This window comes from Gordonia sp. NPDC062954, from assembly GCF_044543825.1.
Lineage (GTDB): Bacteria > Actinomycetota > Actinomycetes > Mycobacteriales > Mycobacteriaceae > Gordonia > Gordonia tangerina.
The window spans coordinates 1-26,281 of the sequence record NZ_JBITWL010000031.1 but is presented as its reverse complement, the minus strand read 5'-3'; the positions used below and the strand labels follow the sequence as shown (position 1 = coordinate 26,281).

The window sequence follows — 26,281 nt, the reverse complement described above, 5'->3', positions numbered from 1 at the left end:
ACCCGCCCGGCGTCGTCGAGTACGACCCCGGGCGACGCTGATAAAGTGCTTGGGGAGATCGAGGTTGGCCACGGTGGGAGGATAGCCGGGGGTGGAGGTCAGCGGCGTCCGGTTTTCGGCTAGGCCAACAACCTCTTAGCCGAGCGCCACCCTTCCCGGCTATCCCCAGTATTTGGTCGACCCGTCCGGGCCGGCAGTGGTGCTTACCAATTTGGCGAAACAGTGATCTCGGTCGAACCCCTGCGCGCGGCACCAATTGTTCGCCGCATCGGGTCCTGGGAACGTGGCCGCCGCTACGGTCACCCACCAGCCCTTGTAGCTGAACACGCTCCACTCGTTGCTGTAGAGGAGCCGAACGTCTTTGAACCGCAGCCGCAGCGCGAGAAACTCGTCGAGGATCGCCTGGTTGTCCCAAGTCCGTCCGTCAGCGACCAGCCCGGGTCGTTTCGAGCTGAGCTGGGCCACCCAGTGGTTGTTGAGGTTCGCCAGGATGAACGATCGATCAGAGTCAGCCTGCATTCGGAGAGCGTCGGCGCTGGTCGCCGCCACATCGGTGCCGGCCGGGAGCGCTGGACCTGCCGCGGCCACCGCGGGCGCCGTCGCATCGTCGCCGGGCACGGGCAATCGTGGTGGCGCGCCCGACGACATTCCCTTCTCGCATTCCACCAGAATGCGGTTGCCGCCCGCGTTCATCTGCTCCGACAACGTGTCCGGGAGACGGAAAAAGGTGCCCGATGGGTATGTCAGCTGCATCGTCATCCCAGCATCGCCCCCGTCCCCGGGCGGAATGGCCACCGGCGACGCGCTGAAGTCGAACGTTCCCGACGCGACGACGTCGCCCCCGTCGGTGATGGTGATCCTGGTCTGCGGGCCGAAGAGCACATCTCCACCCGGACATTTCGCGGTGACCTTCATCGTCACCTCCAGACCTGCGGTGGAAGTGCCGAAGGACTGTGGCGTGAAGATCGGCGGCGAGCCACATGGGGTCACGTACTCGTCCCCACCGTTGCCTGGTCCACCGCCTCCTGACGCCGAACGCACGGCACCTGGCACGATCGCCAGCGGGCCGGTCGGCGCGAATCCGGTGATGGTTGTATCTGTGACAGTAACCAAGCGGTCTCCGGCGGCGAATGTGAGCACGGGACCGGGCTGGGAGTTGCCGTCGGTCGGCACATTGCCGAGTGCCGTAGCTGATTGTGTCCACACCGACGAGCCTGTGGCCAGGTCCACCGCTGACAGTCCGCCGCGGGGTGAACTCACGATGACGCGTTCACCGTCTGTGACGGCCCTGCCCGAAGATCTGTAGCCCGTCTGCGCGGGCGTCGTCCACAACTCGGCGCCGGTGGATGTGGACAGCGCGATGAGCGAATCGCGACCGTAGACAATCACTTCCCGGTCGTCCGCGAGCACGGCCTGCGTGCCGAACTGGCTCACATCGGGGTGGTCTGTGGTCCACCTCGTCTGCCCGGTCGTGTTGTCCGTGTAGTTGCCGTCCACGAAGAGCATGTTCTGCTGAGCCTCGCTGGCGACGAGGGGGACGGTCGCTGTCCCTCCTGGTAGATCGAGCGTTGTACCGTCCGGTCGAACGACCGTCACGGCACGATTGGCGACCACCCCGTCGGATACCTCTCCCGTATTCAGCGTCAGCGAACCATCGTGCAGCCGTCCGATATTCGATAAGGCGGCGCGGTTCACAATCTCTGTGCCGTCGTCGGCGGATACGACCACGGCGTTGATACTTGCGCTCGCCACGAGTTCGTCCGTCGCAGTGAACTGAGAGGCGTCGCCACTGCCCGGGTACCCCTCGGGCTGCGGTGACGTCGACCGCTGCCACTCCACGCCTTCCGGGGTCACCTTGTAGAACGTGGTGGTTCGCTCGGAAGGTGTATAAGAGGCGACATAAGCGGCCGAGCCGTTGTAGGCGACCTGGTACCCCATCCGGGAGTTCGGCAGTGGGACGGTCGCGCTCACGTCTCCGGTGCGTGTGTCAACAAAAAGCATGTCTGTCTCGCCGCGGCAGACGATGGCATGGTCGACGATGCTGTCCGAGCAACCAAGAACATCTCGATCGAGAGTCCAGGTCTGGCCCGTCTCGGCGTGGACACCGACGAGACGATGCGAAGATCCGGCGCTCGTGAACTGGTCGCCGACCAGGGTCACGATCGTCTCGCCATCGCTGATCGCACCAAGCGTGCCGTACCGGCCCTCCGTCGGCAGCGCCGATACGAACTGCTCACCGCCGAGTTCGTCCGCGTCGACGGTCCACACCGACGTCGGCATCGACGGATACGAGCCGGTGAGCTGGCCGTCGAGCAACGCCTGCTCGTCGCTCGACGATCGCTGCGTCCACCAGACCAGGCTCATCCCGGCAAGGGCGACGACCAGGACGATTGCGATTCCGCCCAGAATCCATGGTGCTCGCGACTTCTGTTGTCGTGGAGGCAGGGACGAGTAGCCGTGCGGACCCGGTGGTTGGTTCGCGGAGCCTGTGCGCGGTTCTGGAGCCATCGGCCCGGGGTGCGACATCCCTATATTCAATGCAATTGCCACCACGCATTCCGTCACCCAAATGGACGAACCTCGGCTCCCGCGACCCATTCATCCGAATCAGAATCACGGGCGGTCGCTCACGCAGCCCTGATAGCTCGGCATCGACTCGGCCTTTCAAACCGTTCCCTTGCTTGCCCGGTCAATCAGGTCTACTATTTGGGTCTCATCTCCATCTCTGGACAGCTCTAGGACGCCTCGCAGGTGAGGTGTGTCTGAAGAACAACTGCAGAGAGGACTGTTGATGAACAGCATTGGGGCTCACCGACCAATCAGCCGCCGCGCCGCGCTCAGCCCGAGCATGGCTGCACGATTGAGTCAGGATCTCATCCGGGTCACTGCCGACGTCCACGCCCGGCGGATCAAGGAGTGGGCGACCACCGACCACGGGCCATACCCGACCGTAAAGGAATCGCGGAGAGCGGCCGAAGCCGAACTCGCGCAACTGGTGCGGGCTCTCGGATCGATCGCCGAAATCGAGCCAGGCAGATTCGACGCGGATGTCGCCGCTGCGACTCGGTTGGTGCGGTAGCCGCAAGCGCCCGGTCCTGGGTACTCAGGACCGGGCGCAGCCAACCGATCCGTCTCTCGGAAGCATCAGCGGCATCGAATCAGGAATCACGAAGCCGGATTGTCACGTCGAGGTGGACCTCGCCCCGGTCGGTGAGTCGTTCGACAAGCGTGGAGAGCGATTCCGCGGTTCCGACGGACAACGAGGGGCCGCGTGTTTGAGGTCCGGCGGTCTCGGCGTCTCGCCGGCGAGGCTCAGAGCGCGCCCGGTGGACACGATCGACCACCCGTGCCGCGAAGTCATCAATCCTGTGCATGTCAGCTTCCCGAACGTCAACGTATTGCACAAGCCGCATATACGAGGGCAGTTGGGCGGACCGAAGGAAAGCGGGCACCAGGACGTCTCCCTCTTCGCGATGTCTCATCCAGCCTATGTGCAGTTCTTCGATGCACACCTTCGACGACAAGTAGTCGGGAGAGTAGAGGCAAACCACGAACCGCGAGTCATCGATTGCTTTGTAGATGGACTGTTGCCAGGCTGATCCCGACTGAAGCTCTGAACGGTCGAGGTAGAGCCTGATGGATGGATCAAGCGTCCGCACGTGATCTACGAAGCGATCGGTGACGTCGCTGTCGACGCGTGAGTAGCTGACGAAGAGGTCGTGCTGGAAGGCGCTGATCCCGCGAGAGCCGCTCGCCGGTGGCGAAGGCACTTCCGACGCAAGCGACTTTGCCTTCGAACGGAATTGCTCGAGCAGTTCGTGCTGCGTTTCCTCGGGCATCGCGGAGTAGAGCACGATTTTGATCGGATCGAGGTTTACGCCGGCAGCCAGCCAGTGCACCGCTGCATCCAGGATCGCTCGCAGCATCCGCGGTTCGGACTCTCGCTGACTGCCGGCGGCAAGGAGGGGCATCGCGATACTGCGGATCCAGGGCTCGTCGGTGGTGAACGGAACAAGGCTGCGGAAGAGGTCACCGACGACCTGCGCGGGTGCATCCATGCCCCGGTAGAGCGGCTCGAAGCAGATGACGTACCGGAAGCCGAGGTCGTCCCTCATGACCGGCCGCGACAACCAACAGCTGGACGTCGTTCGCAGGTCGATTTGCTTGTCGCGGGCAAGCTTGCCGACCGAGAGCCCACGTTGGTCGAGGGCGCGGATCAGAGTTCCTGGCGTCGGCCCGTAGCTGTCGGGAAACGCCGACACGATCAATGCATCGACCCCCTCGTCGTCCGGGATCTGCGCGAGGTCACCGGAGAACAATTGGATACGGCGTTCACCGTCGGGGTGGTGCACGATCATCTGGTCGAGGAGTCGCATACGGGTAGTATCTCGCGACCGTCGACGGTTCAATCCCTCGACTGTGCGGGCCGTGATGCCACCGTGATGCCTGGCCCGCGATTCGGCCAAGCGACCTACCTTTGATCGTCACCGACATGGAGTCCCGCGGCAGCGAGCGCCCTCGGCGTCTACCAACCGCGCCACCCCGGACTCGGCACGAGTGTCGAGGGTTTCGTGCTGCCGAGCCTACTTCTTCCAGAACCCTCCGTGGGTACTGCACACCAGACCGGTGTTCCGGCAGTTGTTGCAGTTGAGATGTCCGGCGATACCGTATCCCCCGCCCCTTCCCTTGCAGCTTTGGCAGTCGTTGAGGCGTTTGAAGCACTTTTCACACTGAGACATTCCGATACCTTCCTATCGAGAGGCGGGGAGATGATCATAAGCAGACTCGCCGTTGCCTAGATGTCATCCAATATTGTGAAAAGGTGGCCCTGCCCCATCGATCGGGCCACCTTCTCATTGCACGTTCGATCTGGCCGTTGAGGTCCATGATCGTCGTGGCCGCGCGTCCACGGGGTGCAGTGCATGCTTCCGTCTCTGCGGTAATCGTCAACGCTGGCCAACCAAGTTGCGCTGCCAAAACCGGCCTCAACGAGAGCTTGTCCCTGTGTCCGCTTCTCCAGAGGACGCCCCCTCGTCTCGGGATGTCGACACCTGAAGCCCAGTGAGCACGCGGCGGATCTGAACAAGCTACTCACGCAATTCTGCGGCACACCTCCCGTGCCCCGACGGCAAGAGTTAGCAATCCATACAAAAATATCGAAAACGTGCGCGAAGCAAAGAAAAAAGGACTGCTTGACATTAAACAATTTGTAGGATTACCAGCCCTGGTACGTCGCCGTACGATTGACCAACACAACTCACCTCGCGCGAATTTCACGTGACAGAACGGAAGCGGCGATATCATGACTTTTGCACTGTTCATCTTTATCATTGCGTACACCCTCACCGGAATGTTCGTCGCCAAGCGCTGGTATCAGCAGCGCCACGGCATTCATTTCAAGCTGGTCAATGGCGGCGCCGACGCAATCTTCAGCAGCGTGTTCGTTATGTCGTTCGTGTGGCCGCTGATCCTGATCGTGCCATCTCTCCGCAACCCGAAGCTGTGTCGTCATCCTTCGCACGTGCTGGCACGCGACGAGGCTCGGCAACGATACGAGCAGTATCAGGCAGCAGCAGCTCGGGATGATCAGCACCGAGGATAGGAACATGTCGCGGCTGACAGCTAGACGGCTCGCACCGCTGAGCACCCTCCGTCCGCGCCCTCCTGGATTCGTCTGAAATGGCGACATCGCTCCGTTGGACACGAAACAGCTGGCAAGTCAGAATTGCGAAGCTCGTCCTTTAACTGGGTGAAGATGGTGGGTGCTCGGAGCGCGTGCCACGGGAGGCTGACGCGTTGGAGATCGGTACCGCCGCACCAGTAGTGGTCGACCTGTTGGCCGTTACCGACGACGATGTCGTCAATGGTCTCGTCACCGCCCTACAGCGCGCTGGACTCGATGTGCGCGTCCTGCGAGCACTGCCGGCCACTGGGGAGTCACGCCCGGGTCGTGCCCTGATCGTCATGGTCGACGAAGCCTTGACCCGTAGTGTGCCGGAACACCAGCTACGCGAGTTTGCCAGCAGCCGCGGTGAGATCATTCCGGTGTCCCGGAGCCGTACGGACGCTGTCAATTACCTCAGCGATCTCTCGCACGCGATCTTCGACAACTCTTCAGTCCCGGACATGGCAACCGAGATCGCGGCTATCGCGACTGTGGGCGGCCGTCGGATCACCGAGTGGAATCGCATCGTGATTCGAGCACGAGAGTGGCGAGAGAACCCCGCCACGGCGCCATTGATGGACGAAGCAGACACGCAGTCGGCGGAATTGATCGTCGCGGATCCTCCTCGGCTCTTCGCGGCCAACGACGTCGAGTCGGTTCGACTCTTCGTCGCTGCGAGCGAGTCCGCGATCAGCCGGAGGCGGCGTCGTGCGGTTGGGGTCCTGAGTGCAGTGGCCGTTGCTCTGGTTGCGTTGATCGGGCTTGCGAGCTGTCAGGCAGTCAACGCGAACAATTCGCGAGTCGAAGCACGGGAGGCTCAGGCGACCGCCGAGGCAGATCGCCTCGCAGACCTCTCGATTCGGACCGCGTCAGCAGATCCCGATCTGCCGTTGGTCCTCCTCAACGAGGCACTCGACATCAAGGTGACCGATCGGGTGCGGGCAGCCGTCAACACTGTGGAGGCCGGGACGTGGCCGCACAGATCGCTGCGTTTGCCCGCTGCTCCCGTTGAAGTGAGTGCGGCGCAGAATGCTTCGCGTGTCGCTGTCCTGACCAGCACCCCACCCACTGTGCATGTCTATAACACTGCCGATGGCACGGTCGTGGCGCAGCGACAACTCCCGCCAGCCGAACAGGACCAGGGAGTGGCGTTCGCACTGTCTGCCGATGGTGCACGGGTGGCACTGCAGTACGAGGGCGATTCAATTCAGGTGTTCGACGTATCTGGGGGCCAGCTCACTTCCGTCCCCAAGTCGCAGGGAGAGCTCCTCGGGTGGCTGGATTCGCGGAACCTCGCGGTCGCGACATCCGGCGGCTTAGGTTCCCTTGACCATTCCGATGGGGGCATGACACCTGTGGTGACCGTCGCGGCCGGCGATCTGCCGGTTCGGGGGTTCGCCCGAACACCAGACGGCAGTGTCACGGCAGTGCTTGCCCACGATGTTCTGTACCTGTCGGGTCCCGACGTGGCGACAAACAAACACCCGGTGAGCGGTGGGATGGACGTATCGGTGTCTGCGGATGGCAAAACCGCTGCCGTAGCGGGCTACCCCGAGAGCTACATCGTGAGGACTGACCAAGCACGTGATGAGCCTTCGCCCATCGCTGTCAATGCCACCCACGTCAACCTCGTGGCAGGCTCGGTGTTCGCGTTCGGCACCCGTGAGGGGCGTCTCGTGCAGACCAATTCGTCGACGGTGTTGCGCAGCGTGGTAGCGCACCTGGACCTCGGTACCAAGGCGTCACGCGACGGTTCGGGCCGGTTGGTGTCCATTGGCTACGACGGGTACATGCGTATCTGGACGCCAGATCCCAACAATCACGGTGGGGGCGAGCCGGTGATGTTCGGCCGCCTCCACGATATGGCCGACGCGGTTTTCGCCAGACAGTCCAATAGCTCGCTTCTCGAGTCGACGCGGAATCAGATCAGGATGCGACCAGGGTCGACCTTCGCGACTGTCATCGCTCAACCGAACTACGTCTGGACGGTCGACGTTGACACGCACAAGGCGACCGATGATCGTCCGACCTATTTCGGCGGGCTTGATGCCGACTCGGCGTTGTCGCCATCGGGAACTGCCGCGGCGCGGGTCGTATCAAAAGGTGCGGGCACTGCAACCGTGTCCGACAAGAACGGTCGATTGATCAGCGAGGCGGGCATCGACGGGACGTCATTGCAGATGGCTATCGCAGGCATGGGCGAAGGATTGCTAGCCGTCGATGACGACGCGTCCACCGTCGTGACTGCCGATCCGACGCACTTGTACTGCTGGTCCACAACACAATTGGGGCCCAACTTGTACAATCGAACATTCGATGCTGGCCGAGGCCCTGTCGCCCTGTCCGCACAGAAGGTCGATGGCACTTCGCGGTGTCGAGCCCTGACCGCCGACGGATACCTGCGCGACGAGAAGGGCGACGAACACAAACTCACAATCCCCGGGTTGACACAACGACTGGAAGCCGGTGATACCCGTTTCGCAGCTGGAACGTTCACCGACGGACAGCGCACCGTCATCGCGGTCACCTCCGACGGCGAGATCTATCGCATCACAGGGAAAACCGGCGATCGTATCGGTACCGTCGGCCCCGGCCTCGAGACAATTGCTGTACGCATCTCTCCGTCGGGGAAAATCGTGGTGGTGATCGGACAAAAGGCAACGGTATTCGTCGATACAGAGTCTGGCGACACGATTGATCGCGATGTCGCGCAGGGGACGTCGTTCATCAGCGACGTGGCATTCACCGATACCGAGGAGCGCAACGTTGTTGCGGTCACGTCGTTGAGTGCGATCATGCCATTGTCGGTCGATGGCGGCTGCGGCCAGGAACTCTGCGCGATGCCAGCGCCCCGCGAGTTGACGGAATTCGAGCGCTCAGACTATGCGCGTCCGATCAACGCAAACAAGTGAGCAATTATGGCCGACATCGCAATCTCATATTCGCACCGAGATTCTGACCTCGCCCGGTGGATCGAATCCCACGCTGTTGCAGCTGGCCACACGGTGTGGCTGGACGACCCGGGCGAGCGTTCCACTTACGGTGCCGGCATCACCCTCCCCAGCGGTCAGAGTCACTGGGACGTGATCTCGCGCGAATTTGTGAACGCGGGAATGATCATCGTCGCCGCAACACCGAACTGGGAGAACTCCGAATACTGCCGGCGCGAGTACCAACTTGCACGCGAATGGGGTAAGTGGGTTGTGTTTGTCGGCGCCTCCGGATGGGATGCGCCTGCCACGCCTCTCACCGAGCTTCCGGCCGCAATGGAAGCCCTGGGTCGGTTCGGCTCAGTCGCGAACGCCCATGCGCGTCTAGCCGACTCCGCACGGCAAGCCGACCACGGCCATCGGCCGGGTCTGATCGAACGGACACTTCGACGATCTGAGGCATCGGACGCAAAGTTGGTGACGGAGCATGCCGCGCAGCTACCGTGGCATCCGCTGACACCGCCCATCGATGCCCACATCCGGGATGTGCTGGAACGTGATCACCACACCAGGCGCCGGCTGAAGCGGACCGGTGTCGCCACGGTCGCGATTCTGGCTGTGTTAGCACTCGCGGGGGCGGGGGCCTGGGGAGTCGCGTTCGTGGCACAGCAAGCCGCGGAGGAGGACGCCGCCAAGGCCCAGTCGATAGCGCTCATAGCACAGTCAGAAGCGGAATCCGACACCATGCGTGCGGTGGAGCTCGCCGAGGAAGCAGTCGCTCTTCACGAGGACAACGCGAGCGCCAACGGATTAGCCGTTGCGAGGGACCGCGACAACCGGCTGCGCCGCACGTTCGTTCGACCTGGTCCCTACTTCTCTCTGGCACTGGCTCCGTCAGGGACTCGGGCAGCGGCCGCATCGCTGGAATCGATCCATGTGTTCGACCGAGACACCGGGACGGGTATCCAAACCATCGATGAGTCGATCCGGTCACATCCGAACTCCTTGGTGTTTACACCGAACGGGGACAGAATCCTGTTCATCACCCGAGACAGAGATCTTGTCAGTGCATCGGTATCCGACGGCAGCCGCACACGTGTTGCCGTCGACGTGGACACCGTGGCGGCAGGAGGTTCCACAATGTGGTGGAGCTCGGGGAATACCCTGGTATCGTCTGGCTTTGACGGTTCCAACCGTTCTGAAACGTCTCTGACAACCCCACTTGACTCGATTGCGGTCAGCAGCGACGGGATGCTGATTGATGCGGTCGACGAAGAGAGCCGGTTGATCGAATTCGATATTGCCGGCGGTTCGGCCGCGGAACGGCGCAGCAGGGTGATCGGCGGCGAGAACGGCGAAATTGAGGCTGGCAGCGGCGCGCATAGCGTGGTGAAGCGCTGTGGATCACGAGTCTTCGGCATCTTCGAGGACGAAACCGGAGTGATGTCTGGTACGGAGTTCATCGCGACCGACGACCAGATCACTACGGATCGGTCAAGGAACAATCCACAAACGCCGGTCTGCTGGGGCGAGGCCGACGCCTGGGGCGCGGACCTGTACGGAACACGGTGGACGTTGGCTGACGGACCCGCACCCTACATCCCGGGTCTGCACCGCCGCCTCGCTATTGCCCGGGACTCGGTGCGGCTCTATGCACTGTCGCCGGAGGGCCATCTGTTCTCGATGACCAGTTCAGCAGCTGCCATCTCCGGAGATGTCGACGGCGTGCTCGCCGTTGTGCCCACTAAACACGCGACTTTTGGTCTGACGGCCGCCGGCGGCGTTGTCGACATCGGCAGTGGCCACAGTACCTCGGCAGCTGGCCACCGGTTCCTGGCCAACGAGCTGGCAGTCGGAAGTTCGGGTGCAGCGGTACTAGTGGATCGTGGCGTCGTAGCAATCGACGACTCCGGCAGAGTGAGCGCAGTGCCGGACATTAATGTTCCAGACTTGGTCGAGATAGCTGCCAATGTTGACGGCGAGCGTTTCCTCCTCGTCTACCAGAACCTGATCGAAGAATTCGACGTCAAAGGCGTACCCGCAAGATCGTTCACACTGCCTTGGCTAGCTGCCGACGAGTCCGCGGCCTCGGCAAGCATTTCACCGGATGGCTCGAAACTTGCCGTCGCGACGACCAACGGTCGTGTCGCGGTGCTCGAAGTCGATGACCTCAGCCATCCGGAGTTCGTCGACGCGGTGTCTTCGCGAAGTGCGACGACCACTGTCGCCTTCACCGTGGCCGACGACCTCCTCGTCACGACGCCCGAAGGGCAGCTGCGACTATTCGATTCGACGCTGGAAAGCAAGGCGACTGCGCTGTTCGGCGCACCCGCGAAAGTGGTGCACATCGTCGGCGATCGGGTCCTCGTCACCGCCGATTCGATCGGTGCCGCGGTGTATCGCACGGCAGACCTCAGCGCCGTAGCAAAGATCGACGAATCAACAGCCCTAGCTTTCAGCCTTCGGCTGACGATACCGGCGCCCGATTCGCCGGGCGGGTCCATTGTTGGCACGAGGTTCTCGAACGCGTCGACCGCGGAAGGTTCTCGGCTCATCACTGTTCCCCTACCACCCGAGTGAGATGAGGTCTCGACATGCGAACTTTCCCCAGGGTCATGCTCACCGCATGCGCCGGAGTCGTCCTGGTGTTGGCGCTCGGTTGGTTTGGGCCAGTTCCGGCGGATGCCGATGATCCGCCCCAGTCGGAATCGGTCAACCTCGCTGAGGCTGTGCTGACTGCGCCGGAACTGTTGGATGTAGCAGGGGCCGAGTTTTCCGTCTCGTACGAAGGGCCGTACGACGCGCGGAAACTGTTCGACAACATCAGCGACGAGGACAGGCTGAACAACAGCGTCACCAAGGGGATGTTGGAGGGGGTGCAGGGGGCGATCCGCCAGGCCTACGTCCGCGAGTTTCAAAGTTCCGCAATACAGCGGCAGGTCACGATTCGCACTATCGAGCTCATCAACAACAACTGGGCTGCGGGGTTCACCAAGGGCTCTGGGTCCGAGACGTTGACGGCGTTTCCCATCGGAACCCGGGTGCGGCACTTTGAAGGACGGACCGCCGGCGCGGCTGTAATTGCTTCGCTGGCGAAGGGGCGGATCCTGTTATCGGTGGACGTTCGGACACCGACGGACGACACCGGTCCCACGGCCGACGGCGTACTGTTCGAGGAGTTGGATCAGATCACAGCGGATGTGGTGACAGCACAACTTGGAGCTCTGCCGATGACCGCGGATCTCTCTGACCAGCGTGCGTTCGACCTTTCCGACGAACGCATCCTCTTCGGATTGGCCCTCCCCACAGCCATGTTGGTGATTGCACTTGGCTACGCGACCGCCATCGGGCTACGGGACCGTGGCACGCGCGAGCGGTTCACACGTCGGCGCCGACTCGCTGTGCCCGGAGCGCATGTTGTCGACCTCAGCTCCGCGGTCTCGCGGTCCCGGCGAACGAGCACATTCCGAAGTGCAGTAGCCCTCATGCTACTGGTCGCCTGGGTCGCGTTGTGCTACTTCGGAACAGGTCGCCTGCGAATGTTGCCGACGATTGGGATCTTCGTAGCCGGTGTGGCTCTGGTTGCGGTCGTCACCCTGTGGATCAAGTCGCGGTCGCAGACTGGACCGGGCCGCATAACCATCCTCGCCGGATCGGTCGGTGTTACTGGTGCAGCGATGATCCTGGCATTCGTCGCGCTCTTGGTTGCTCTTGGTACCACCGGCTTCGTCGCGTTCTCCGGTTTGTTCTTCTGGATACCATCGATCGTCTTCATCTTGATCGCTGTACGCGCTATGTCGTTGACAGCCAAGCCGATCAGGTTTGCCAAGCGACTATCCACGCCCAGCGTCACCGAGACACTGAGCCGGGACAAGCGGCGGGAAGTGATCCTGCTGAGATCATTCCAAGACGACGACCTGGAGATGCGCATGCATCGTAGTGCGCGGCACAGCGCGTTGGAATTCGTCTCCACGGAATCGCATGAGCGGTTCGAGGAACTCATCGCGTGGACGCTGTGGCGGTACGGACCGGTGCTGGCGATCGGACAACCCGGCACCAAACTGCAGCCGCTCGGTGCCGCGCGCGAGTACCATTCCGACGCAACCTGGCAAGCGGCGGTGGAGCAGAGAGTCGCCAATTCAGCGGTCATCGCGTTCATCGTGGGTCGCTCACCCGGCCTCCTGTGGGAGGTCGCGAAGGTCCGCGCAATGAGCGCGCTCGGCAAGGCGGTCTTCATCTTTCCGCCCGAGGACGCCGCTGAGCTCGATCGGAGGCTGACCGTGCTGGCTGCCGCCCTGAACCTCAATCCGCTGGTCACGCCGCTGAACGCTGGAGGAGCGATGCCGGTGGTGGCCATGTTCTTCGGCCACGATGGAGTGCCCGTGTTCGTTACCGCGAAGGGGCGTGATGACATCGCATATCACGAGGTGATTGACTATGTCGCGGGCCAGGTGGCCAACCGACCGCGGACGCTCGACGGTCCTGCCCCGCACCTGCGAGTGGCCGATCGTGATGTGCGGCAACTGTTGGCATCGTTCGACCCGTCGACCACCCGACGCAAACGAAAGCGCGTCCTGAGAGAGGTTACGGATCGGCTACTCGATTTCGTGTGAAGTTCGAAACTCCGGGTAGTAGGTAGTCGCATGTGGGCCAACGTGTCCGCGCAGAGCGCGTTCACTGGCCATGCGTTGCACTCATGTGTGTGAAGCAGGGCCCACGGACTGGCTTCGAAGCCGCTGGACAAGATGTGGCGCGGTTACCGAGAATGGGGGCGCCACATTCAATTCCGGAAAGTGGGGCTGAGTGGACCGGACCCGCATCGCCTGCGCAGTAAACTCGTCACCGCTTATCGGCGATGTGTGCAAAAGGACCAGCCGCCCGAACACGTCATGCCAGTGTTCCCGTAAGCGCATTTCCTTCTCTCGTCGCGCCGTTTGTTCTTCCGTCTCGTTCTTCGCTGGCCGAGGAGCTTTCGATTGCAGCGCCAACGACAGGTAGCGTCCAGCGAGCACGCTGGCGATCTTGAGGTTCATTGCGCTAACCGCGATGAGTGCATGTGGATGTCGATCAGCCGCGATAAGGATTGCTCGTGCAGTCACTTCGCCGAAGCGCGCAGCGGTTGCCCCCGCAGACACGACGACCGACTCCCTCTGCACCTCCGCGGGATCGAGCCAAACGTGCGCATTCCCGCCGACGGCACCTGCGACGATGACGGCGTCGGGTTCAACACCAAAGACCGACCGCACGTAGCGTCGCGCCGTCCCCAGGGGCTCTGGTCTCCGGATTGTGAAGTGCGCATCAACGAGAACCAGTTCGGCATGGTCGTTTTCCGAGGGGTTCGACGAGTACTCCAGACAGTGCCGAACTGTGTCGGCTACGGACACGACATCCAAACCTGATCTGACGCCGCGCGGCAATTCAAGGAGTTCAGTCTTGTCCGGGAGAGGACAGTCATAGCCCAAAGCGAAGAGAATGGGCCAATATGCATTGGGCGCGAGGGTGAACGACGTATCGGGAACATCTTCGTTCGAGGCAATCTGGAGTGTCGAACGGACCGCATCGAACTCGTCCACGGTATCGACCCATCGATTGTTGGCGAGAGATACCGTTCTGGGATCGCACGCACATCTTGGAACTGCTGCTCTGCCGCTGCAACTGCTTCCTGGTGCGTGTCGGGAGCATGATCATCAAGCACACGGAAGTAATAGAGCGTCCCGAAACTCCGGCGAGAAGCCGCCAAGAGGTACACGGTGCAGCCGGTGAGAAGCAGAAATCCCAGTGCGACAATCAAACGTATCCACGTCGTCCCGTGCGAGAGGTCGAGGGCGTGGTGATCCTTTGCTGGCAAGATATCCTCGATCACCAGGCTTGAGACCGCGGTCGATCCGACCAGCAGTATCGATGCGACCGTGGCCACGAGAGCACGATGCTGCGCGACCACGCGGACGCCGCCTCTTGTCAATCGGTGTCGCATAGGAGACCGTGGCGACTCGTCCGCGCCGTTCTCACCGTCCACGTTCCCACCCTTCCCGACTCGATAGATAGCACACCCGGAAACGCGCGCCCTAGCGTGAGCGCCGCGGCTGCCAGGTCGGTTCTCGCAAGACGCAACCCATGCCGGCCGCCGTGTAGGCCCCCACACCTGCATGCTCCGCAAATGCCCAGAGCCGGCTGAAGAGACGGGCGGACTCCTCGGTGGTACAGACGAATCGCATGCGGCCGACGAACCCGGAAACGGTCGTCGAATGCAGCTTGACAACCTCGTTGCGCCCGTCGAGATCAGACACCCAAACGCCCTGCGCATCCGTGATGTCGAGGTGGTCGGCCGGGTCGGCGAACAGACTGTTCCAACGGCTCACCGTGGAACGCGCGAGCCGGATCGGCTCGAGCAGCGGCGACGACCGGTTGCCGTCCTTGAGCGTGGTCGGCGTGAAGAAGCGAATGCAGTGCGCCTCCTCTACGGGTTCGGCCGCCAGATCGCGTGCGGTGGCGAACTCCAACGCAACCGGGTCTCCCAGGAACTGCCCGACCTGGGAACCGAGGCGGACCTGGGTCCTAGCAAGCGCCCGGGAACCGATTGCCACGTTGGCCGACTCCGACAGACTCACCACATGAATGGCATCGACACCGTCGATCCGCGTCATCGGCGTGATGGACCACGGCTTACGGGTGTCGTGGTGCTGTTCGGCCCCGTCCATCCACACGGAGATCACAGCATGCAAATACGCTGGCTTGACCTGTCGCGGGTCAATTCCGGCCACGGGTACTGCCCAATGAGTGATCACCGTCTGCCTCCTGATGCTTTGTCGGCGAACCGGCCGAGTGCGCGGCAACCGACTATCTGACCCTGATTGTTGCGTACCTCATCGAGCGGGAACACCACGTCGTCGCGCCAGGAGAGCACTTGAGCGGTGACCCGCGATACGAGCAGCAGTACACCAGGTTCCGGTGTGGGAAGGTCGTCTACATCGGTGTAGACGATGTCGATCAACGGCGCCGCGCTGCCATTGATCTCAACTGATATCGGGTCTGCACGCTGCTCCCCTATCCGACACAGGCGCCCACTCGGCGGCAGGTTGACCACGACTTCGTCGCCCTCGTACAGGACGAAACTGTGCGGAGTCAGGTTGGTGAGTGCCCATCCGCCGCCTCCCATTCAGCACCTTCCGTTCCTGCGTGGCCCGCATCGAGCCAAGCCCCACCGCTCGCCCTGGGGCGCGCCCGCACGGGGATGTCTCAGATAGCCGTGTCTCAATGATGACCCACATCGTTTTGCAGCCGCCCAAGCGATTCTTACGCGCCAGGTCTTCCACGATGCGCGCTAGAGTACCGCCTGAGTACCGCCGCTGTCGTAGTTCAAAAGTATGCAAACGTCGGCATACCCACATGACTCTTGGCTCGCTATAGATACGTGACATCGCTGGACACGGACGGAGCGAAGTGCCGCAGTACCTCGACAGCGCGCAGAGTCCTTCGGTTCGCCATCATTGTCGGCTGTTTATGGGAAATAGGACACGCTACGGGCGTGTCGCTGATGCGAGTAGTGGTAGAGCTAGGCAAGACTACTCAAGTCGGCGATCCTGGAGCAGGTGGTAATGGCAGATCCGTTCGTCAACCCGTACACATTCATACCCCTTGCTCCTGAGGTGTCGAGGGGTGCGCCAACCGGTCACGAGCGCCTCAGCAGCGACCTGGTCTGCGGGACGATCGAAGTGACAATGACCGCGCGGACACCGGTGTTACTCGGAGCGATACAGGATGGCGGACCGCAACCCCCGACCCGTGACGGCAGGGTTTTCATCGCGGGCGCGACGCTTCACGGGGCTGTTCGTTCAATCCACGAAGTACTCGCCCGCGGATGCATGCGCGTGGTCGACCTGAACTTCCGTCCCGCTCACCGGCACTTGGCGCAGAGTTCGTCGACTGCGGATCTGCGATTGGGTGTAGTGAGGAAGGTGCGCAATGGAGTGCCAATCGAGATTGATGTGACCCTTCCGGCGAAACTCGCTCAGCGCCCGCCTGTCGCGTGGTTCCCGATCGATACCCTAGCTCCTGGACAGAGAACGGTTTCAAGCGGAAGGTGGTTTGCGATACCAACTTCGGGAACGGTGGAACGCAAGAACAACCGCATGCAGTATCGCGGTGCTCCTGTGACTTTCGGGGCCCGCGGGCCCGACTCGTGGTGCGTCCTCGTCACCGACACGGCGGCCCGTGACGAAACGAAAGGGGCGTATTTCGTGGCCGGCCGAGACTTCGATGAAACCGTCGAAGTACCGCCTGAAACGTGGGATCAGTATCTGGAGTCCGTCGCCTCGGCCGACGACCTCCGCGAGGAAAATGCCGCTGCCGGCCGCATGGCACCGGTCTACTGGCCGAAATCCGGGGCTGCGCCGCGGTTACGCGGCTTTCGATACCGCGTCCGGCAACGGCTCGAAGAGGGCCAGCCGGTCTGGGTGAAGGTGAATGCTGGCCGGCAAGCGACGGAGATCCGGTCTGCCCAACTCTGGAGGCACCGCGGCGACCTCACGGTAGGTGAGCGCATACCGAGTTCGCTGGCACCGTGTTCGGACTCCGACGAGCTATGCCCTTCATGTCAGCTATTCGGGTCGGCAGAGATTCGGGACAGTGGTGTCGACGTCCGCGAACAGAAGTCCTACCGTGGCCATGTTTGCTTCTCCGATGCGATCGCCCAAGGCAATATCACTCGCCGAGAGTGGATACCAGCGGCCCTACGTTCGCCCAAGCCCACCGCAGGCCAGTTCTACCTCGACAACTCCTCATTCGGCACCTCAGACCGCATCGGTAGTGAAACAGATGCGGTGCCACGATCAGCGTGGGGTTCTCAGCTGGATCAAGTCCGATCCCGGTCCATAAGTGGACGCAAGTTCTATTGGCGCACTTCTGAACCCATCAAGGGCGAACATCCGCGTGGAGGAGCGCATCGGTTTCAAATCGAAGCCGGTAAAGCCGACGACGCAGTCAACCTGGTCGACCCAGATGCGACGTTCCGGTATACGGTCTCCTTCGACGGAATCCGCCGCGACCAACTCGGCGGCCTTCTCGCTGCCCTGGCACCCGCAATCGTCCTGGGATCACCAGACAAGGAGATCGTCACATCGATCGGCGGCGGAAAGCCTTTCGGCTTCGGAGCCGTAAGCTCGACCATCAGCGGGCTGACCGTCGAAGGCGCTCGGCATCGATACCTGGGCGGACACTCTGAGGACGAACTCGATGTGACCGGATTTGCGACAGAGTTCGCCACGTCCATTCCGGAATCCGGGAAGTCGGAGTGGCCCATGCTCGAACGCGTGCTGACGCTGGGCGCAGTAGGCGACAACCTCGTTCGATACCCACAGTCTTCGTCGGCTGCTGCCGGGGTCAACGACGAGTCCGAGTCCGCCTTCGAGTTCTGGCAGAGTTCTCGGGGCCTGGGGCGGCCAGCGACGAAGCTCGTCGATCTCCCGCAGGTTCAGGTGAGGGACCAGCGCATCCAACTCGACGCTCCAAAGGATGGGGTCTGAGTCCGATGGCAAGGAAGAAAAAGGCCAAGAACTCACAGGCCCCACGGGGCCCTAAAGCCCGGTCAGCCTCAACCGGCCGACACGAACCGACCAGTCGTACACCCTCGGCGCCCGCAGGAGGTGGCCCGAGCACACCTAGCAAGCGCACATTCGTGGATGTGTCCGTCGTTCGCATTCAGAGCTATCTGACACGTACAGCGGACCTCCGAGGCTTCCGAGGGGCCTCCGACCGGGTCTCCGCATGCACGTCCGAACACGCTTGGGACGTTGTACTCGCGCAACACCGAGCAACATTGAACGCTGAGGCGGGCGTCATCGACGGGGTCGTGTCGATCGAGGTCGAAGCGGGCGGCGACGAGCGAGTAGTCGCTCAAACGGTCGTCGATATCATTCGGCGCGAGCTTCCGGCCGCATATCTCACCGCGGTATCGGCGGATGCGGAGAACTACGTCGCCGCATACAACGTCATGAAGATGAAGCGAGGAGCCTCGGACCTCCTTCTCGACGCCCCGCCGGCGGTTCCCGAACTGATCCTCGCCAAACCATGTGATCGGTGTCGTTCATGGCCGGCCACAGGTCGATTCGCCGACAAGAGTCACAACGACAAAGTCGATGGACTTACCGAGGGGTGTGTCGACTGTTTGAAAAGGTACGCGGACATGTCCTCGAAGAAGGAGCGTGAGCCCCGCGTCGAGCGGCGTCTGCGATCCGCGATAGCCGATCGCTTGGGTATGACGCGGCGTTCGGTGACCCTGCCGCGGGACTTTCAGGGCCTGGCCCGCGGCGAACATCTCGCCTTGATCTATTGTGACGGAAACAAAGTGGGAGATTTCATCACCACTGCTGTCGGGCACGGTGTCGGGCCCGACACGATCGCTCCGGCCATCAACAACGGAACCATCGATGCCGTCGCAGAGGCACTGGTCGAGATGCACCGCGAGATTCCCGCAATGCCGATCAGGGCGGTTCCTCACATTCTCGGCGGGGATGACGTGCAGATCACCGTTCCCGCCTCCGCTGCTTGGGCGTTTACCCGACACCTGCTGAAGTCGTTTTCCAGTCGGGTACCCGCAGAGGTCGGCAAGGATCTCGCGAAAGGACGTGGATTGCCGGACATATCGATGTCGGCCGGGGTGGTCTTCTTCCACCGTTCCACACCGATGCGCGACGTGCTCGACCTGGCCGAGGGACAGCTTCGCCATGCGAAGCAGCACGTCCGAGGGCGGGAGGCGTCCGTCGCCTACCTCGACATTCCTGCCGACGGACAGGAAGCTCCACCCACGAGACGGCCCTACCGCATCGATGACCTGGACAAGTGGTCAGAACTGCTCGACGAGGTCGCCTCGATCCCGCCGGCGCAGCGTGCAACACTCTTGGACTTGGTGCGGAGCAATCGCCACACCGAGGCCAGGGCGCGGGCCCGATGGGCCGGTCACACATGCATCGACGAACTCGAGTCGATGGAGCCGGCAGCACTCGACATTCGGGATCAACTTGAGATCGCACGGTGGTGGTCGCAGTGAAGCAAGTAGCTTTCCGCCTTGAATTCCATTCACCCTTCAGGGTTGGTGCCGCGTACGGGGAGGACGGGGTCGACCTGACGATCGACGTGGACGAGCCGATTCCTTCCGATCACATCAAGGGCCTGATGCGCTTCGCGGCGAAGAACACGCTGTCACTGGACCAGACATTGGTTGACAGGGTCTTCGGATCAGCGAGCACCACTTCACCGTGGTCGTGGCTCGCCGTCGAGCCGGAGGGTGACTGGGGAGACCCACGACTGCGTAACCGCACCGCGATCGATGAGGACACGCATGCTGCAAAAACGGATCACCTCGTCTTTGCCCACGAGATCCATTCAAGGGCGGCGACCATCACGATCGAGCAAATCGGACCAATTGCCGACACAGACCTGCCGACACACGTTGCGCTGCTGCGGACTTCGGCGGCCGCGATTCATGCACTAGGCGGATGGAGACGTCGAGGCCTCGGCTGGGTGAGTGTCAATCCAGATCCACCGGTCGACGAAAACGACCTGAAGCTACTCGGATGGCAGGGAGGTATGTGAGATGGCGCGCGTGATTGTCAGGTTGACCCAACGCACCCACATAGGGTCCGGCCCGCGAGCGGGTTTCCGGCAATCAACCCTGACGCACATTCCGGGCAGTGTTCTCAGAGGCGCCTTCGCCGCCGCGTGGCTGGCGGCCCACGGCGGAGCGGTCGACCCGACGCATCGCGGCGAATTCATCAAATTATTCGAGGGGCCAACCATATTCGGCCCCTGCTTCGCGGGTCTGCCGCCGACCCCCGCGTCCCTTCGTATCCACAAGTATGCTCCCGGCGACCAGTGTAAGACGAAGCTGTTCATCGACGATGCGAAGCCGATGAAGCCGAAGGATGCGTCTGCGACGAGCTGCGCGGCCTGCCACAGTCCGCTCGAGCGGGCAAAGCCGACATCGAACCCCTTCGGTCCCAGTCCACAGCCCACCGCAGGGCGATCAACGGTCGCACGAAGTCACGTCACGATCGCTGACGACGGAGTCGCCAAGGACTCGGAACTGTTCATGCGGGAGGAGATCAACCATCGGAACGTGGCATCGTTTGTCGGACGGCTCGAAGGCGACGCCGTCAGCATCCGACGCCTGTCAGCACTCACGACCCTGCGCATCGGGGGACGTCGGACGACGAGCGGACGCGCCGTGGCCACGATCGAACCCGACGAACAATTCGACCCGCCACGCGTTATCCGAGTTCACTCGCCTCTGCTGGTGCTGCGGCTGTCGTCCCCCGGGATCTTCGTCGACAGCCACGGCGCTCCCACATCGGAACCCGACAGGGCTGAGCTGGAGTCGATGCTGGGAGTGCCTATCGTCGACGTCAGGAAATGGTTTCGGTGGACGGAAGTCGGCGGATGGCACGCGGCGAGCAACCTGCCAAAGCATGTCGATCGCGCGGTGGATGCTGGCGCGACCTACCGCATCGTGCTGGGGGATGAACCGGACCCCGCGGCTCTGAAGAGCCTCGCGAGTGGGATCGGACTGCGGCGACACGAGGGATTCGGTTGCGTCGGTGGCAGCGAGTCCGACCCGGAAGGATGGAGCCGTGGGTAGGCAGGTCGACTTCTTCAAGGTCCGACTCGAATTCGTCGAGTCTGGTGGTGTTCTCGCCGAACAGATACCCGTCGGTGCCGAGCCGGAGTCGACGCTACAACTCTGTTTGGAAACGGACTTCACCAAGCGCGCGCATCTGCCTCCGACCACGGTCGCCGGTTCGCTGAGGGCGCATGTGGCGGCTCAACGAGACGCAAGCGAGGCGCGACGGTACTTCGGGCACGCACCCGACGCGGAGGACGATGAGCGCGCAGTCTCCAGCATGATCGCCGTCCTTGGCACAAGGGCATGTGACGGGGGTCAGAAGGAGGAACGGTCGCGGACAGCGATCTCTGCGCACACGGGTGCTCCGACACCGGGGTCGCTTCGTCGTGCAGAGCTGGCGACTGCCGGCACGGCGTGGGATATCTCGTTTCGATGTGATCGTGCCACCCGAGACGACATCGATGACCTGACATCACTGCTGCGCAGTTGGCGGCCGATCATCGGGCGGGGTGCCACGGTTGGACACGGACAAGCGAAGGTGCTGGCGGTGGCGCACGGGAGGCTCGATTTGGGCAACCCTGCCGATCTTCTGAGCTATCTCAACAGCGGTGGGCCGATTCTCGTCGACGACGTCGTCGGCGCCTACGATTTCGACCCCCAGAACGAGGGAAGTGACCCGACAGATGATCCCGCAGAGTTGTACGAGCTCGTATGCGAGATCGTCGGGCCGATCCACGTCGGTGATGGAAGTCGTACGCCTCGGGGCGAACCCTCCCGCATCGTTCGAGTGGACGGAAAACCCATCATGCTCGCCTCGTCCGTCAAGGGTGTCCTGCGTTCGCGGATGAGCTACATCCTTCGCAGTGTCCGGAAAGACGGCGAATGGTGTTCGTGCACGGAGGACGATTACTGCGTGATCTGCCACGCCTTCGGCTTCACCGACCGGCAGTCGCGGGCCTCGCGTGCGCGGTATTCGTATCGTGGGCGTCTGCGCTTCTTCGATTCCCCGATCGATGGGGAACCGAGCGTCCGAATCAACTCTCCAATCGATCGATTCACCGGCGGAGCCGCTCATCAGACGTGGCCGGGCGGGTCCGATCAGGCTGGAGACCATCGGTTCTGGTCTCGCAGCGGACTTCTGCACAGCCTCGAGGTTATGGAGACGGGACGATTTCGGATCCGGATTGATGATCTCGGATTCGACGACCAGCATCATGGAGACGTGTTCAAGGCGCTTCTGCGCTTGACCGTCGAGGACATCAATGACGGCCACGTGACTTTCGGACGGGGCGGAACCCGGGGGTTCGGGCGTGTGAACATCGGTAACGCCGATGATGCGCTCGTGCCGTTGTCCGAAGCGCAGGCAACCTTGCGCACCCTCATCGACCAGGAGGACCGCACGCGTGACGACACCTTGGCCTGACGCTCGTCGACAACTCGCCGACGCGACCTGCCTGTGGCAAGATCTCGACGGCCTGCACTGTACCGAGGCCCCTGAAACAGCCCCGATGACGTCGATTCTGTGGGGGTGGTGGCCCGAGGCGCACGGACAGGTGGTCCGTGTCCGACTGGATGGCGACAAAGCCTACGTTGCGGTTCGTTCGTGGCCCACGAACGGTCAGCCGACCGTGCCCTGGTCACGAGACGACCGCCGGGTTGCGGCGGCCGTCCGCGCCAACATGACCGTTGACATCACGCAGAAATATGCGGTCGCCGTCATCGACGAGATGACATTCATCCGCCCGATCTAATGCCCCACATCGTCGAGACACCAATACTCGAGCAGGAGGGACCGCATGGCGGAGTGGATCGTGCTTGCTTGTTTCGCGACAGTTCTCGTCGGCACAATTTCGCTGGCCTTGGCCGGCGGTACTCGGGATCGATGGCTCGAGCGGTACTACGTGCCGTGGGTGTCGACAGCGGCGATCTCTGTTCTGGGCACCGTCGCGATCGCCCTCGTCGGTCTTGTGGTTGAGGACTGGCTCCCAGCGCCGCCTCCAGATACGTCGACATGGCAAGTTCGTGCGAGTACGAACTGGATGCGCGTGTCCATCGCGGCAGGAACTCTTGTCGTTCTAGTGCTGGCGATCATCGGACGCACCCTGCGAGAACGACGCACTGGAACCCTGTACTACGTTCGCCTGCAACCCGCAGGCCAAACCGACTGGCACACTGCATCGGTGCGCCGTGCGTCCAACTCATTGATGGACTACCGGAGCGCATCCGCCAGCTACGACCTCGGGGGCGAGGGTGCGATCGACGCGAGGAAACAGGTCGAACGTGTGTCGGTCGAACTCGAAAGAGCCGCAAACGATGACCGTCCGGACTCCGGCTCAAAGTTTGCGCCCAACATCGTCGCCCCGGCGGCGTTGGCCTTGGGGTATGACTGGCTAGCACCACCGAAATCCACGTTGTTGGATCTGAACCACCCGGCCGTCGAGGACAAGCCAGGCAGCGGCGACTTCGAATTTTCTGTCGAACGTGACAGCCCGTTCAGTGTCCAGCAGCTGGCGGGTGCCCTGGTGCTCGAGGATCGCCGCTTCGACAACTCCTTGCCAGGGGGCATAGGGATCCTGGATATCCACCTCACCAACCGACAACCCACCGATCAGCCACACTTCGAAGTCGACTTCTTGCGAACGGTCGGTCTCGCAAACCCGCAGGGCGCTGTGGGCGCAGCCATGGTTGAGCCGCAATCACGAGCGTTTTGTCCTGCGGTCGACGGCCAACCCAACATCGAGCGCGGTGTTGACCTCCAACTGGCCTGCGCTGCTGCGGCCTACCAGATCAGACGTGCGCTGACCGACTTCCCCAATACCGTCATTATCTTGCAACTGTCGGTGCCGAAGACATTCTCGTTCGGTATCGGATGGTACTTAGCAAACGATCCGCTGCCGGACGAGATGGCTTCTGCGGTCTCGCCTTGGAGGAGGATCGTACCCGTCGCGTACGTCCGTCGCACGGGTGCTATCCCCGTTTTCCGGCCGATGTGGGTGCGATGGGATCAAGAGGATCCGTCAGCTCTTCTGCGAAACGTGTGACCTTCAATTACTCTGCGCGAAGGCGACAACCGGTTATGCAGGCAAGGCCCAGTCGGCATTGTGTTTCAATTCGCACTTCAGCGAGACGGTGAAACTGACCAGACCTCACCGACACCGTCGAGGGACGCTTCGGGTTTCAATTCGCACTTCAGCGAGACGGTGAAGCTGACGCGGTTATCGTCATGGACTACATGAGGTATGTGCGCAAGTAGTTTCAATTCGCACTTCAGCGAGACGGTGAAACTGACTCGACGTCGCGTTCGCACTCTCCGTCCTCATGTCACATGTTTCAATTCGCACTTCAGCGAGACGGTGAAACTGACACGAATCCACTCAGTCCGACGACAAATCGTCGAGTTTCAATTCGCACTTCAGCGAGACGGTGAAACTGACTCTGGAGGGACAGCAACTCCTACCTCGAGGGTGACCTGTTTCAATTCGCACTTCAGCGAGACGGTGAAACTGACCACTTGCGCGCTCTAGGCACACGGTGTGCCTAAGGGGTTTCAATTCGCACTTCAGCGAGACGGTGAAACTGACAAGCTGGTGGTTGATACAGGCCTGTTCATCATCTACGTGTTTCAATTCGCACTTCAGCGAGACGGTGAAACTGACAGACGATGATGCGAGATCTCGGCGACAGACGCCGTGTTTCAATTCGCACTTCAGCGAGACGGTGAAACTGACTTTGCCTCTAACTGAGTAGGCCCTCCCCTTCGCGCGTTGCGGTTTCAATTCGCACTTCAGCGAGACGGTGAAACTGACTCGAGAACCCGACCGGCTTCCAGTCCCTCGTCGACCGCGGGTTTCAATTCGCACTTCAGCGAGACGGTGAAACTGACGGTATCACCCCTAAGTTCGACCCTCCGCCCCACCGCGTTTCAATTCGCACTTCAGCGACTCGGTGAAACTGACCTGCGCGTGGATGATTTCAACCGAGGACAGCTGGAGGGTTTCAATTCGCACTTCAGCGAGACGGTGAAACTGACGTTGAAGGTCTGGTGGGCTATCTCACCTACCATCGGGGTTTCAATTCGCACTTCAGCGAGACGGTGAAACTGACCTGATCTGGCTTCTGTTCCAGGCCGGGAAGGCGTAGTGTTTCAATTCGCACTTCAGCGAGACGGTGAAACTGACATGTCTTGTCTCAGCTTTGCCCCGCGGACGACGGTTTCAATTCGCACTTCAGCGAGACGGTGAAACTGACTGTTGGACATGAACGTGAACGTCTATGACGTTGTTTCAATTCGCACTTCAGCGAGACGGTGAAACTGACAAGCCGCGTGACGGCAAGTCCAAGACGCGCGTTGCGTCGTTTCAATTCGCACTTCAGCGAGACGGTGAAACTGACTGGCATCGCACTCGCCATCAGCATACTGGTGGTGGTTTCAATTCGCACTTCAGCGAGACGGTGAAACTGACCCTCAAGCAAGAAGGGTTCTACGGTCGCATGATGGAGTTTCAATTCGCACTTCAGCGAGACGGTGAAACTGACGCGGAGTTTAACCCCGCCTACGGCGAGAATACGATGTTTCAATTCGCACTTCAGCGAGACGGTGAAACTGACCCTATCATCCAAACGACCCGCCTGACCAGCGATGATGCGATCGGTTTACACACACCTCCGGAAACACCCTCCTAGATTGCGGACAACTACTGTCCCTAATTGCCATCGTCGCAGGTCAGAGCACTACACACACCTCGACCTTTCGGCCGCTTCGTGCACCGGGTATGGCGACTCCTACGGACGACCATCACCACGCCTCCCAGAACAGTTCCTCACGAGGCGGCTCGCCTTGCCCGAGCGTCACGAGAGATCCCCAGCAGGTCTTGCACTGCCGCACGATGAACACCGAATCCTCGTCGTAGTCCAAGATCTTGCCCACCTCGGTACGCAGTGTCTCCACCTGTTCCTCGCCGACCGTGCAAATGAATGTCATTTGCCACCGCTATGGGGCCACCTGGATTGCCACGAGCATGGGACCACCTTGGCGCGTTATTGAGGATGCTCTGCGGGGTTGGGTCGGTC

18 protein-coding genes and 1 CRISPR repeat array are annotated in these 26,281 nt (G+C 61.8%); of the genes, 12 read left to right on the top strand and 6 right to left on the bottom strand.

Annotated elements, in window-relative coordinates; translation table 11 throughout:
• Positions 1–159: 159 nt before the first annotated feature.
• Entirely contained in the window at positions 160–2,364 is a 2,205-nt protein-coding gene (locus ACIGKQ_RS22325) for a PQQ-binding-like beta-propeller repeat protein (RefSeq protein ID WP_396574975.1), read from the bottom strand.
• 427 nt (positions 2,365–2,791) lie between these two features.
• On the opposite strand from ACIGKQ_RS22325, the gene ACIGKQ_RS22320 reads away from it, so the two are divergent.
• Positions 2,792–3,079 carry a hypothetical protein gene (locus tag ACIGKQ_RS22320; protein ID WP_396574974.1) on the top strand — a complete coding sequence of 96 codons (288 nt, stop codon included), beginning with the start codon at positions 2,792–2,794 and terminating at the stop codon, positions 3,077–3,079.
• A 79-nt stretch (positions 3,080–3,158) separates the two neighbouring features.
• Here ACIGKQ_RS22320 and ACIGKQ_RS22315 read toward each other — a convergent pair whose 3' ends face one another.
• Complete coding sequence (locus tag ACIGKQ_RS22315; protein ID WP_396574973.1) at positions 3,159–4,262, bottom strand: TIR domain-containing protein; 1,104 nt, start codon at positions 4,260–4,262, stop codon at positions 3,159–3,161.
• A 1,040-nt stretch (positions 4,263–5,302) separates the two neighbouring features.
• Here ACIGKQ_RS22315 and ACIGKQ_RS22310 point away from each other — a divergent pair.
• The 4 genes from ACIGKQ_RS22310 to ACIGKQ_RS22295 all read left to right on the top strand — a co-directional run bounded on the left by ACIGKQ_RS22310 (position 5,303) and on the right by ACIGKQ_RS22295 (position 13,208).
• Positions 5,303–5,602 (top strand): hypothetical protein, encoded by a 300-nt coding sequence (locus tag ACIGKQ_RS22310; protein WP_396574972.1) that lies wholly within the window; start codon positions 5,303–5,305, stop codon positions 5,600–5,602.
• 362 nt (positions 5,603–5,964) lie between these two features.
• Positions 5,965–8,577: a WD40 repeat domain-containing protein gene (locus ACIGKQ_RS22305; protein ID WP_396574971.1), complete on the top strand. Its 2,613-nt coding sequence runs from the start codon at positions 5,965–5,967 to the stop codon at positions 8,575–8,577.
• 6 nt (positions 8,578–8,583) lie between these two features.
• Positions 8,584–11,175, top strand: coding sequence for a TIR domain-containing protein (locus tag ACIGKQ_RS22300; protein ID WP_396574970.1), 2,592 nt, complete (start codon positions 8,584–8,586; stop codon positions 11,173–11,175).
• A 14-nt stretch (positions 11,176–11,189) separates the two neighbouring features.
• Positions 11,190–13,208 (top strand): hypothetical protein, encoded by a 2,019-nt coding sequence (locus tag ACIGKQ_RS22295; protein WP_396574969.1) that lies wholly within the window; start codon positions 11,190–11,192, stop codon positions 13,206–13,208.
• 81 nt (positions 13,209–13,289) lie between these two features.
• On the opposite strand, the gene ACIGKQ_RS22290 is transcribed toward ACIGKQ_RS22295, so the two are convergent.
• The 3 genes from ACIGKQ_RS22290 to ACIGKQ_RS22280 form a co-directional block, all read right to left on the bottom strand.
• Positions 13,290–14,168 carry a hypothetical protein gene (locus tag ACIGKQ_RS22290; protein ID WP_396574968.1) on the bottom strand — a complete coding sequence of 293 codons (879 nt, stop codon included), beginning with the start codon at positions 14,166–14,168 and terminating at the stop codon, positions 13,290–13,292.
• A gap of 492 nt (positions 14,169–14,660) precedes the next feature.
• Entirely contained in the window at positions 14,661–15,308 is a 648-nt protein-coding gene (gene cas6, locus ACIGKQ_RS22285; protein WP_396574967.1) for a CRISPR system precrRNA processing endoribonuclease RAMP protein Cas6, read from the bottom strand.
• A gap of 68 nt (positions 15,309–15,376) precedes the next feature.
• Positions 15,377–15,751 (bottom strand): hypothetical protein, encoded by a 375-nt coding sequence (locus ACIGKQ_RS22280; RefSeq protein WP_396574966.1) that lies wholly within the window; start codon positions 15,749–15,751, stop codon positions 15,377–15,379.
• A gap of 811 nt (positions 15,752–16,562) precedes the next feature.
• Here ACIGKQ_RS22280 and ACIGKQ_RS22275 point away from each other — a divergent pair.
• The 7 genes from ACIGKQ_RS22275 (at position 16,563) to ACIGKQ_RS22245 (ending at position 24,252) form a co-directional block, all read left to right on the top strand.
• Positions 16,563–18,116 (top strand): hypothetical protein, encoded by a 1,554-nt coding sequence (locus ACIGKQ_RS22275; protein ID WP_396574965.1) that lies wholly within the window; start codon positions 16,563–16,565, stop codon positions 18,114–18,116.
• Between the two features lie 659 nt (positions 18,117–18,775).
• A complete protein-coding gene (locus ACIGKQ_RS22270) occupies positions 18,776–19,639 on the top strand; it encodes a Cas10/Cmr2 second palm domain-containing protein (protein ID WP_396574964.1) in 864 nt (287 codons plus the stop codon).
• Entirely contained in the window at positions 19,624–20,184 is a 561-nt protein-coding gene (locus ACIGKQ_RS22265; RefSeq protein ID WP_396574963.1) for an RAMP superfamily CRISPR-associated protein, read from the top strand. Before ACIGKQ_RS22270 ends, ACIGKQ_RS22265 begins: the two co-directional genes overlap by 16 nt.
• 1 nt (position 20,185) lies before the next feature.
• On the top strand, positions 20,186–21,226 hold the full coding sequence (locus tag ACIGKQ_RS22260) for a type III-B CRISPR module-associated Cmr3 family protein (protein WP_396574962.1): 1,041 nt from the start codon (positions 20,186–20,188) through the stop codon (positions 21,224–21,226).
• The gene (locus tag ACIGKQ_RS22255; protein WP_396574961.1) at positions 21,219–22,634 is read left to right on the top strand and encodes an RAMP superfamily CRISPR-associated protein; all 1,416 of its coding nucleotides are present in this window, start codon (positions 21,219–21,221) and stop codon (positions 22,632–22,634) included. Before ACIGKQ_RS22260 ends, ACIGKQ_RS22255 begins: the two co-directional genes overlap by 8 nt.
• The gene (locus tag ACIGKQ_RS22250; protein ID WP_396574960.1) at positions 22,615–22,962 is read left to right on the top strand and encodes a hypothetical protein; all 348 of its coding nucleotides are present in this window, start codon (positions 22,615–22,617) and stop codon (positions 22,960–22,962) included. Before ACIGKQ_RS22255 ends, ACIGKQ_RS22250 begins: the two co-directional genes overlap by 20 nt.
• Before the next feature lie 45 nt (positions 22,963–23,007).
• Positions 23,008–24,252 carry a hypothetical protein gene (locus ACIGKQ_RS22245; protein ID WP_396574959.1) on the top strand — a complete coding sequence of 415 codons (1,245 nt, stop codon included), beginning with the start codon at positions 23,008–23,010 and terminating at the stop codon, positions 24,250–24,252.
• A gap of 62 nt (positions 24,253–24,314) precedes the next feature.
• Positions 24,315–25,819: a CRISPR direct-repeat array (repeat unit 37 nt; unit sequence GTTTCAATTCGCACTTCAGCGAGACGGTGAAACTGAC).
• A 187-nt stretch (positions 25,820–26,006) separates the two neighbouring features.
• Here the strand turns inward: ACIGKQ_RS22245 and ACIGKQ_RS22240 are convergent.
• A complete protein-coding gene (locus ACIGKQ_RS22240) occupies positions 26,007–26,192 on the bottom strand; it encodes a hypothetical protein (RefSeq protein ID WP_396574958.1) in 186 nt (61 codons plus the stop codon).
• Positions 26,193–26,281: the final 89 nt, after the last annotated feature.